Raw genomic sequence first — 8,111 nt, 5'->3', positions numbered from 1 at the left:
ACACTCCGTCGAGGGCGTCCGCGTTCTCCGGTGGGCTGTCACGCCGTGTCATGACACAGTACTGCGGCTACTTCCTCATAAATTCGTCGGGGAAATCGACCGTTGAATTTTGGAATTTCGAGGGATGTCGTCCCGGCCGTCGGCCTCGATTCGTGCGACGGGGCCGACTTCCGTACGGTTTTTTGTCCGCCTCCACAGCCCCCTCCCCCCTCGTTTCACCTGTATCCCATTACGACCATATTTCTGTAATGGTATGTGTGTCTTTCACACTCATGACCTGTCAGTTTGGATTCGTACTCGGGGTCCGTCCCGGCGGCGAGACTCACCGTCGTCTCGTTTTCCTTCACGATGAAAAGATGCGGTCGGTATCAGTCGAGGAACTCGGACGCCCGCTCGTGCAGCGGGACGAATCCCTCGGCGAACCCTGCGCCGCGCGTCCGTCCGAGAACGCGCGCTTGAGCCCTCACGTCCGCCAGTATGTCCTCGAACTCGGAATCGACGCCGCCGTGTTCGTTCAACCACTCGACCTGCGATTCGTGTTCGAGGATGGCCTCCTCCTTGATCGATTGCTGTTCGCTGATGTCGATGTACACCTCCGGTTCGAACGACGACGTCGCCTTGCCGAAGTAGTAGACGTTGTCGGGTTCCCACGGTTCGTCGTCCGTTTCCAACAGCGGCAGTGCGGCCATGTAGTACGCGTCCGTCACTAACCGCGAGGTGGCTCGATGGTCCGGATGCATGTCGTCGCTGAAATGCGTGAGAACGACGTCGGGCCGGTGCTCGCGGAGCGCTTCGACGAGCCGGAGCCTGTTCTCCATCGAGTACGTGATCCGCCCGTCCTCGAAGCCGAGGAACGCCGTCTCCGCGCCGAGCGTCTCCGCCGCCGCCTCGGCTTCCTTCTCACGAGTCGCGGCGACGGCCGACTCGGTGGTGTCGAACCCGCCGTACTCGCCGCGCGTCATGTAGACGACGGTCACGTCGTCGCCGCGTTCGGCGTGCTTTGCGAGGGTACCGCCACAGAAGATGTCGGCATCGTCCGGATGTGCAACTACTGCTACGAGATGCATACACACGAACCTACTCCAAGCGGGTAATAAATATTGTGTCGCCGGTGTGCTACGAAAAGAGGTGCTCGAGGTCCGCGCGCAACCGGGGCGGCAGTCGCTCGGGTGCGGTCCGATACGGGGACACCTCCGCCGTTATCCACCCGTCGTAGCTGATTTCCGCCAACGCCTCGTCTACCGCGGTCCAGTCGATATCACCCTCCAGCGGATAGGTGAACCCTTCCATCGTGTCGATATCCGTCCGATAGTCCTTGACGTGAACCCGCTCGACGTGCTCCCCGAGGATCCGAATCCACTGGGCTGGATAGCCGAACCGCTTGACGTTCCCGACGTCGAAGTACGCGCCCACCGGTCCGGCGTCGGACGCCGCCTCGACGAACCGAGCGAACTCCAGCGGGGACAACAGGAAGTCGTTCCACACGTTTTCGACACAGACCGTCACGCCGCGGTCGGCACCGCTCGCCGCCAACGCCCGAACCGAGTCGAGCGCGCGGTCGTACGCCTCGTCGTAGGGCGTCCGTTCGTCCACGACTGCCGGGACGATGAGCACCGCACCGGCACCGAGTTTCTCGACGACTTCGATCATTCGCTCGCCCGCTTCGAGACCCGCGGTGCGCGTTTCGTCGTCCGCAGCGGACAACCGGCGCTCCCAGTGAAGCGTGGTCGAAATCGCCGGAACGTCGAGTCCGAGTCGCTCCAGTTCGTCGGCCAATTCCTCCACGAACTCGTCGTCCCACAGCGGACCGTCGGCCGTGAGATTCGGTTCGATACCGTCGTATCCGGCGTCCGCGAGGAGTCGTGCGTTTTCCAGCAACCCCTCCTCGAGGAACCCCATCTGATTGAGTGCAAACCGCATCACTCCTAGCCTCTCGTTTGCGGTGATTTATACGTTTGTGCCGGTCTTGGTGTTGTTTTATCGAAGTTAACTTTAACACACCCCGCACCAGACACGGTGGCACATGACACACAGTGTCGGATTCATCGGTGCCGGTGGCATCGCATCGATTCACCTGGAAACGCTCGACGCGGTGGTCGAGTCGGGGACAGTCGGGGAAGACGGAGCGCCGTGCGATATCGAACTAGCGGCGATAGCGGACATCGACGGAGAAACGGCGCGCGCCGCCGCCGGTCCACGAGGAGCGACCGTGTACACCGACGGCGTCGAACTGATCGAGTCGGAATCGCTCGACGCGCTCGTCATCGCCGTTCCGCCGTTTGCCCACGGGGAGTACGAGCGGGCCGCGGCCGACCGTGACCTCGACCTGTTCATCGAGAAACCCGTGGCCCTCTCGATGGGGGACGCACGCGAGACGGCCCGACATCTAGCCGACAGCGAAGGCCTCTCGCACGTCGGCTACGTCTGTCGATACGCACGGATCACGGAGTATGCACGGGAACTCCTCGATGGCCGACGAATCGGCCACATCGACAGCACCTACTGGGTCCCAGTCCCCGAGTCCGATTGGTGGCGGGAACGGCGCTACTCCGGCGGACAGATCGTCGAACAGTCCACCCACGTCTACGACCTCCACCGATATCTGGCGGGCGACGTCGTGGCGGCGACGGGCAGCGGAACGGATGGGTTGCTCGTCGGGACCATCGACTTTCAGGACGCGACCTCGGTCACGCTCGACCACGATTCCGGTGCCGTCTCGCACGTCTCGTCGACCTGTGCGTCGCCGACGCCGCGGTTCGAGGTGCGTATCGCGGCCGAAGACGCCGTCCTCGAACTGGATTACATGGATCACTCGCTCACGGGAACCGTCGATGGCGAACCCGTGGAGTACGATGGCGACGGGGAGTGGTACCGACGGGAGTTCGAGGCGTTCCTTCGTGCGTCGGCGACCGATCACGGCGAGCGCCGGACGAACGACGTTGAATCGGTCGATATCCGTTCGGACTTCGACGACGCCGCCGCGACGCTCGACGCGACGCTCGCGGCCCGCGAGGCGGCGGAAACGGGTGAGAAGGTCCGTACGACGGTCGAGACCCCGGTCGACGTTTCGAACGCCGGTACCACCCTATGAATTTATTACGGCTGGTTACAAAGGCCATCAGTAGTGCCTCAGTATGGGTAAGTTAGACATACGCAACCTCCGGAAGGAGTTTCTCGACGAGGACCGGTCGATCGTCGCGGTCGAGGATCTGAATATCGACATCGACGACGGGGAGTTCCTCATCTTCGTCGGTCCGTCGGGGTGCGGCAAATCGACGACGCTTCGCTGTATCGCCGGACTCGAATCGCCGACCGGCGGCAACATCCTGTTGAACGAAACCGACATCACGAACAAACCCCCGACCGAGCGGGACATCGCGATGGTGTTCCAGAACTACGCGCTGTACCCGCACCTCACCGCGCGCAAGAACATCGGATTCGGTCTCAAGATGTCCACCGACATGGGGGCCGACGAAATCGAGCGTCGGGTCGATGACGTCGCCGAGATGATGGGCATCGAGGAGATACTCGAAAAGAAACCGGGCGAACTCTCCGGCGGCCAGCAACAGCGCGTCGCGCTCGGCCGCGCCATCGTCCGCGAACCGGAAGTGTTCCTGATGGACGAGCCGCTCTCGAACTTGGACGCGAAGCTCCGGACGACGATGCGGACGGAGCTACAGAACCTTCAGCAGGACCTGAACATCACGACCATCTACGTGACCCACGACCAGACGGAAGCGATGACGATGGGTGACCGGATCGCCATCCTGAACGACGGGAAACTCCAGCAGCTCGGAACGCCGCTCGAATGTTACTACGAACCCGCGAATCGGTTCGTCGCCGGGTTCATCGGGTCGCCGTCGATGAACTTCTTCGAGGTTGACTACGTCGACGGTGCGCTCGTCCACGACACGTTCCGGTACGACCTCTCGCCGAAGGCGCGCGAGCAGCTCGTCGGCTACGAGGGACGGATGACGCTCGGTATCCGCCCGGAGAGCATCGAAACCGTCCCAGCCGACGAGCCGGGAGCGATTTCGACGACCGTCTCGGTGACCGAGCCGATGGGCGAGCTCACGTACGCCTACGTCGATATCGGCGACCAGACGTGTACGGTGACGCTTTCCGGGGAGCGGATGGTGGAATCCGGAACGACGCTCACCATCGATTTCCCCGAGGACAAAATACACCTCTTCGACCCCGACACCGGCGAAACCGTCAAGACGAGGAGCGTCTCGACCGCGACCGACACCAACGTCGACGCTCGCGCATAATTTCCGAAAAACAACTCGGCTCCGGGTAAAACAATCGGATCGTCCTGACTTCCCTCCGATTACTGGCTAGATTAGAATGGTATTTGGTACCCTATGGCAAATATTTATTATGGAGTAGCATCGTTCTTCGGTCAGAGCGGTATGAGCAACAGAAACCTCACTCGACGTAACGTTCTCACCCTGGCCGGTTCGGTCGGCGCAGCAAGCCTCGCCGGTTGCTCCGGCATGATGCCCGGCAGCTCCGGCGACGGCGACGGCGGCGCAAAGTCCGGAACGCTGTGGGCGTGGAACGACCCTGGGCTTTCGCCGATTCGCAAAAAGCAGGCGAAGGAACTCGCAAAACAGAGCGACAAGATATCCGACCTCAGTTGGGAGTACTACCCGTTCGAGAATTACCTCGCCAAGGCGACGACCGCGATTCCCGCCGGCAACGCGCCGGACAGCCTCGCGTTGTCCGTTTTGTGGGTGCCGCGGTTCGCCGACAAGGGCGTCGCACTCAACCTAGAAAAGAACGGTTTCAACCCGGACGACTACGTCTCGGCCGCACGCCACAACGCCAGCTACGACGGCACGCTGTGGGCGGTCCCGTGGTACGCCGACTGTCGCTTGGTAGCGATAAACAAGAAGAAGTTCAAGGAAGCGGGCTTGGAGGTCCCCGAGCCGACCCACCGTCCGAGCTGGGACGAGTTCGGCTCGTGGATCGACGAACTGGCCAAGAAGAACAAGGCGGCGTTCTCCATGTCCGCCGGTGAGGGCTTCGACTGCTTCGCGCTCTCGAACGGGAGCGGCTACCTCAACGAGGACGGGACGAAGGCGATCATCAACAACGACGCGGCGGTTCAAGCGGCGAAATTCCTCCAGCCGAGGGTGGTCGAGGACAAGACCGTCATCACCCGAAACTCCGGCAGTAGCCAAGCCATCGAGGACTTCCTCGCCGGGGAAGTGGCGATGTGTTTCGCCGGGTCGTGGAACTACCCGCGACTGCGCGATAGCGGTCTGGACTGGCAGTACATCCCGTACCCTAGCGGCCCGAAGATCGACAAAAGCCACACGTGGAGCGCGGGCGTGTTCTACACCGTTCCGAACCGCGGCGGCGCGGACAAGGAGGTCGGTCTCGAATGGCTGAACTACGTGAACTCCATGGAGGTTCAAAAGAAGGTCACCAAATCGATGGGTGGATTCCCGGGGCGGAAGGAGGCCTACGATTCGGACGAGTTCAAGAACTTCATCGACAACAATCCGAAGCTGAAACCCGTCGAACAGGAGATGGAGAACACCGTTCCCTTCCCGAGTCACCCCGACGTGTCGAAGATGTGGGATTCCGTCCACAAGCAGGCACAGGCGATGTGGCAGGGAACGGACCCGAAAAAGGCACTCGACAAGGCCGCTAACGACATCAACAAACTCCTCTAACAATGTCACAATCTCAGGGAACCACGGGCGTTCGGGACCGTCTCAACGGATTCGTTTCCGGCCTCACCGTCGGCAACGCCGATACGGACCTGTCGTGGTACGCCATCGTTCTCCCGAAGGTGTTCATCTTCGCCGCCGTCCTGCTGATCCCGTTCCTCGGCGCGTTTTACGTGAGCCTACACCAGTGGGAGCCGTTGGCTCGATCCCATCCGTTCGTCGGTATCGACAACTACGTTCGGCTGGTACAAGACCCGATATTCTGGGACGCGTTGATAAACACCGCTGGCTACAGTCTTGCCCTCCTCGTCTTCGACGTTCCCATCGCACTTGGCTTGGCGCTACTGTTGAACATGAACCTGCGCGGGACGAAGTTCTACTCCGCAGCTATCTTCCTCCCCGTCGTGACCTCGTGGGTCGTCGTCTCGCTCATCTGGTCGTGGATCTACAACCCGCAGTACGGGCTGTTGAACACGATGTTGGGGACCATCGGTCTCCCACAGCTTTCGTGGCTCCAGAGTTCCAAGACGGCACTGGCGTCCATCGCCCTCATGAGCATCTGGAAACATATCGGGTTCAACATGGTCATCTTCCTCGCCGGGCTGAAGGGAATCCCGGACGACCTGTACGAGGCGGCTATCATCGACGGCGCGAACCGTTGGGAGCGGTTCCGCTACGTCACACTGCCGCTGCTGAAGCCGACGACGTTCTTCGTGTTCGTCGTGACGCTCGTCTTCTCGTTCCGCGTCTACACGCAGGTGTACGTGATGACCAATGGCGGTCCCGTCCACTCCACGTACACCATCGTCTACTACTTCTGGCAGACCGGCTTCCAGCAGTTCGAGATGGGCTACGCGAGCGCCATCGCGGTCGTGTTGTTCCTCTTGGTGTTTGGACTGAGCGTCCTCCAACAGCGCACGTGGGGTGACGACGTTGGCTACTAAGGACCTCGACTTCGAGGACGACCAGCCGAGTGTCGAGTACGAGGGTTCGCGGTACGACAAGCTCGCGAAATGGGTCGCCCACGGAATCCTCATCGTCATGAGCGCCATCATGACGATTCCGTTCCTGTGGGCGTTTCTCACGTCGCTGAAACCCGAAAACAAGATATTCACGACGATTCACCAAATCATCCCGTCGCATCCGACGTTCGCCAACTACGTGAACGTCTGGCTGCAGAACCCGCTCGACCGCTGGGTGCTCAACAGCCTCGTCCTGACGGTCGGCGTGGTGTTTTTCACCCTGTTGCTCGACACGCTCGCGGGCTACGCGCTGGCGAAGGGTGATTTCAAGGGGAAGTCGTTCGTCTACACGCTGGTCATCGGGACGCTCGTCATCCCGCCGCAGGTCGTGCTCGTCCCGCTGTATCTGGAGATGAACGCGCTCAACTGGTCGAACACCTATTGGGCCATCATCGTGCTGTACGTCGCCAACCCGTTCGGGACGTTCATGATGCGACAGTTCTTCCTCGGCGTCCCCGACTCGCTCATCGAGGCGGCCAGAATGGACGGCTGTAGCACGATTCAGATCTACACGCGGGTCATGTTGCCGCTGGCGAAACCCGCCCTGTCGTCGCTGGGCGTGTTCACGTTCATCTTCGTCTGGGGCGCGTTCCTGTGGCCGCTGGTCATCCTCAACGATTCGGCGATGTACCCGCTTCAGGTCGGCATTGGCCTGCTTACGGGTAAGTACAGCTCACAGTGGGGTCAGCTCCTCGCGGCGGTCGTGCTCGCCGCGCTGCCCGTCATCGCGGCCTACCTGCTCGCACAGCGTACCTTCATGGAGGGAATCGCGCTGACCGGAGGGAAGGGATGACCACCCTTTCCGTCCCCCTGTTCACCGTCCTGTTGCGTCTCGGCTACTCCGGGCGCAACGAACCGGTAGTCGGCGGCGCGCTCGTCTTCTTCGTCGCCGCGGTGGGACTGCTGTATCTCTCGTTCGTCCGCGACGAGATGGACGCGGGGCCGCTGATGAAGGTGGGCGGGTTCCTCCTGCTCGGAATGGCGTTCCTCGCGTTCTTCTGGCCGTGGCGGCCGTGGCCGCACTGACCTGACCGCTTTTTATTCTAGGGGTATCACTCAAGAGGCTTCCCGAGAGACTGGGGACATGCAAGTTGCCGTCGGTGCCATCAGCCACGAAACGAACACGTTCGCTGACGGGCGGACCGGACTCGAAACGTTCTCGACCACGACGGGTGCCGACCTCCTGACGACGGAGCACGTCGGCCGCTCGATCCGCGGCATCGTGGACGAACTCGAACGCGCGGACGTCGATATCCTCCCGACGGTGGGCGCGAGCGCGCTTCCGGCCCCGACCGTCGAGGCGAGCGCGTTCGAGTGGATGCGGGACGAACTCGTCTCCAGACTTGACGGCGAACCCGTGGACGGTGTCTGTCTCGACCTGCACGGCTCGAGGTACATCGACGGGGAT

9 protein-coding genes are annotated in these 8,111 nt (G+C 61.7%); 7 read left to right on the top strand and 2 right to left on the bottom strand.

The window, feature by feature from the left end; genetic code table 11:
- Nucleotides 1–368: 368 nt before the first annotated feature.
- Complete coding sequence (locus WBV42_RS04655) at nucleotides 369–1,067, bottom strand: PIG-L deacetylase family protein (RefSeq protein WP_423984995.1); 699 nt, start codon at nucleotides 1,065–1,067, stop codon at nucleotides 369–371.
- Nucleotides 1,068–1,116: 49 nt separating this feature from the next.
- On the bottom strand, nucleotides 1,117–1,920 hold the full coding sequence (locus WBV42_RS04650; protein ID WP_423984994.1) for a sugar phosphate isomerase/epimerase family protein: 804 nt from the start codon (nucleotides 1,918–1,920) through the stop codon (nucleotides 1,117–1,119).
- 103 nt (nucleotides 1,921–2,023) lie between these two features.
- Here WBV42_RS04650 and WBV42_RS04645 point away from each other — a divergent pair, with 103 nt between their 5' ends.
- The 7 genes from WBV42_RS04645 to WBV42_RS04615 all read left to right on the top strand — a co-directional run.
- Nucleotides 2,024–3,091: a Gfo/Idh/MocA family protein gene (locus WBV42_RS04645; protein WP_423984993.1), complete on the top strand. Its 1,068-nt coding sequence runs from the start codon at nucleotides 2,024–2,026 to the stop codon at nucleotides 3,089–3,091.
- Between the two features lie 43 nt (nucleotides 3,092–3,134).
- Nucleotides 3,135–4,271, top strand: a complete 1,137-nt coding sequence (locus WBV42_RS04640; RefSeq protein WP_423984992.1) for an ABC transporter ATP-binding protein — start codon at nucleotides 3,135–3,137, stop codon at nucleotides 4,269–4,271.
- A gap of 141 nt (nucleotides 4,272–4,412) precedes the next feature.
- On the top strand, nucleotides 4,413–5,684 hold the full coding sequence (locus WBV42_RS04635; RefSeq protein WP_423984991.1) for a sugar ABC transporter substrate-binding protein: 1,272 nt from the start codon (nucleotides 4,413–4,415) through the stop codon (nucleotides 5,682–5,684).
- Nucleotides 5,685–5,686: 2 nt separating this feature from the next.
- Complete coding sequence (locus WBV42_RS04630) at nucleotides 5,687–6,625, top strand: carbohydrate ABC transporter permease (protein ID WP_423984990.1); 939 nt, start codon at nucleotides 5,687–5,689, stop codon at nucleotides 6,623–6,625.
- Nucleotides 6,615–7,496, top strand: coding sequence for a carbohydrate ABC transporter permease (locus WBV42_RS04625; RefSeq protein ID WP_253225880.1), 882 nt, complete (start codon nucleotides 6,615–6,617; stop codon nucleotides 7,494–7,496). Before WBV42_RS04630 ends, WBV42_RS04625 begins: the two co-directional genes overlap by 11 nt.
- Entirely contained in the window at nucleotides 7,493–7,729 is a 237-nt protein-coding gene (locus tag WBV42_RS04620) for a hypothetical protein (RefSeq protein WP_423984989.1), read from the top strand. Before WBV42_RS04625 ends, WBV42_RS04620 begins: the two co-directional genes overlap by 4 nt.
- A 58-nt stretch (nucleotides 7,730–7,787) precedes the next feature.
- Nucleotides 7,788–8,111 (top strand): M81 family metallopeptidase (locus WBV42_RS04615; protein WP_423984988.1); only part of this gene is annotated, 324 nt, incomplete at its 3' end.

It is taken from the genome of Haladaptatus sp. (assembly GCF_049589095.1).
GTDB lineage: Archaea > Halobacteriota > Halobacteria > Halobacteriales > Haladaptataceae > Haladaptatus.
Note: the sequence above shows the minus strand (reverse complement) of the source record. Positions and strands in the feature narration are given on the sequence as shown.

Bases quoted from the DNA above. Each gene is read 5' to 3' on its own strand.
- WBV42_RS04655 (WP_423984995.1), bottom strand. From the start codon at position 1,067: ATGCATCTCGTAGCAGTAGTTGCACATCCGGACGATGCCGACATCTTC.
- WBV42_RS04650 (WP_423984994.1), bottom strand. From the start codon at position 1,920: ATGCGGTTTGCACTCAATCAGATGGGGTTCCTCGAGGAGGGGTTGCTG.
- WBV42_RS04645 (WP_423984993.1), top strand. From the start codon at position 2,024: ATGACACACAGTGTCGGATTCATCGGTGCCGGTGGCATCGCATCGATT.
- WBV42_RS04640 (WP_423984992.1), top strand. From the start codon at position 3,135: ATGGGTAAGTTAGACATACGCAACCTCCGGAAGGAGTTTCTCGACGAG.
- WBV42_RS04635 (WP_423984991.1), top strand. From the start codon at position 4,413: ATGAGCAACAGAAACCTCACTCGACGTAACGTTCTCACCCTGGCCGGT.
- WBV42_RS04630 (WP_423984990.1), top strand. From the start codon at position 5,687: ATGTCACAATCTCAGGGAACCACGGGCGTTCGGGACCGTCTCAACGGA.
- WBV42_RS04620 (WP_423984989.1), top strand. From the start codon at position 7,493: ATGACCACCCTTTCCGTCCCCCTGTTCACCGTCCTGTTGCGTCTCGGC.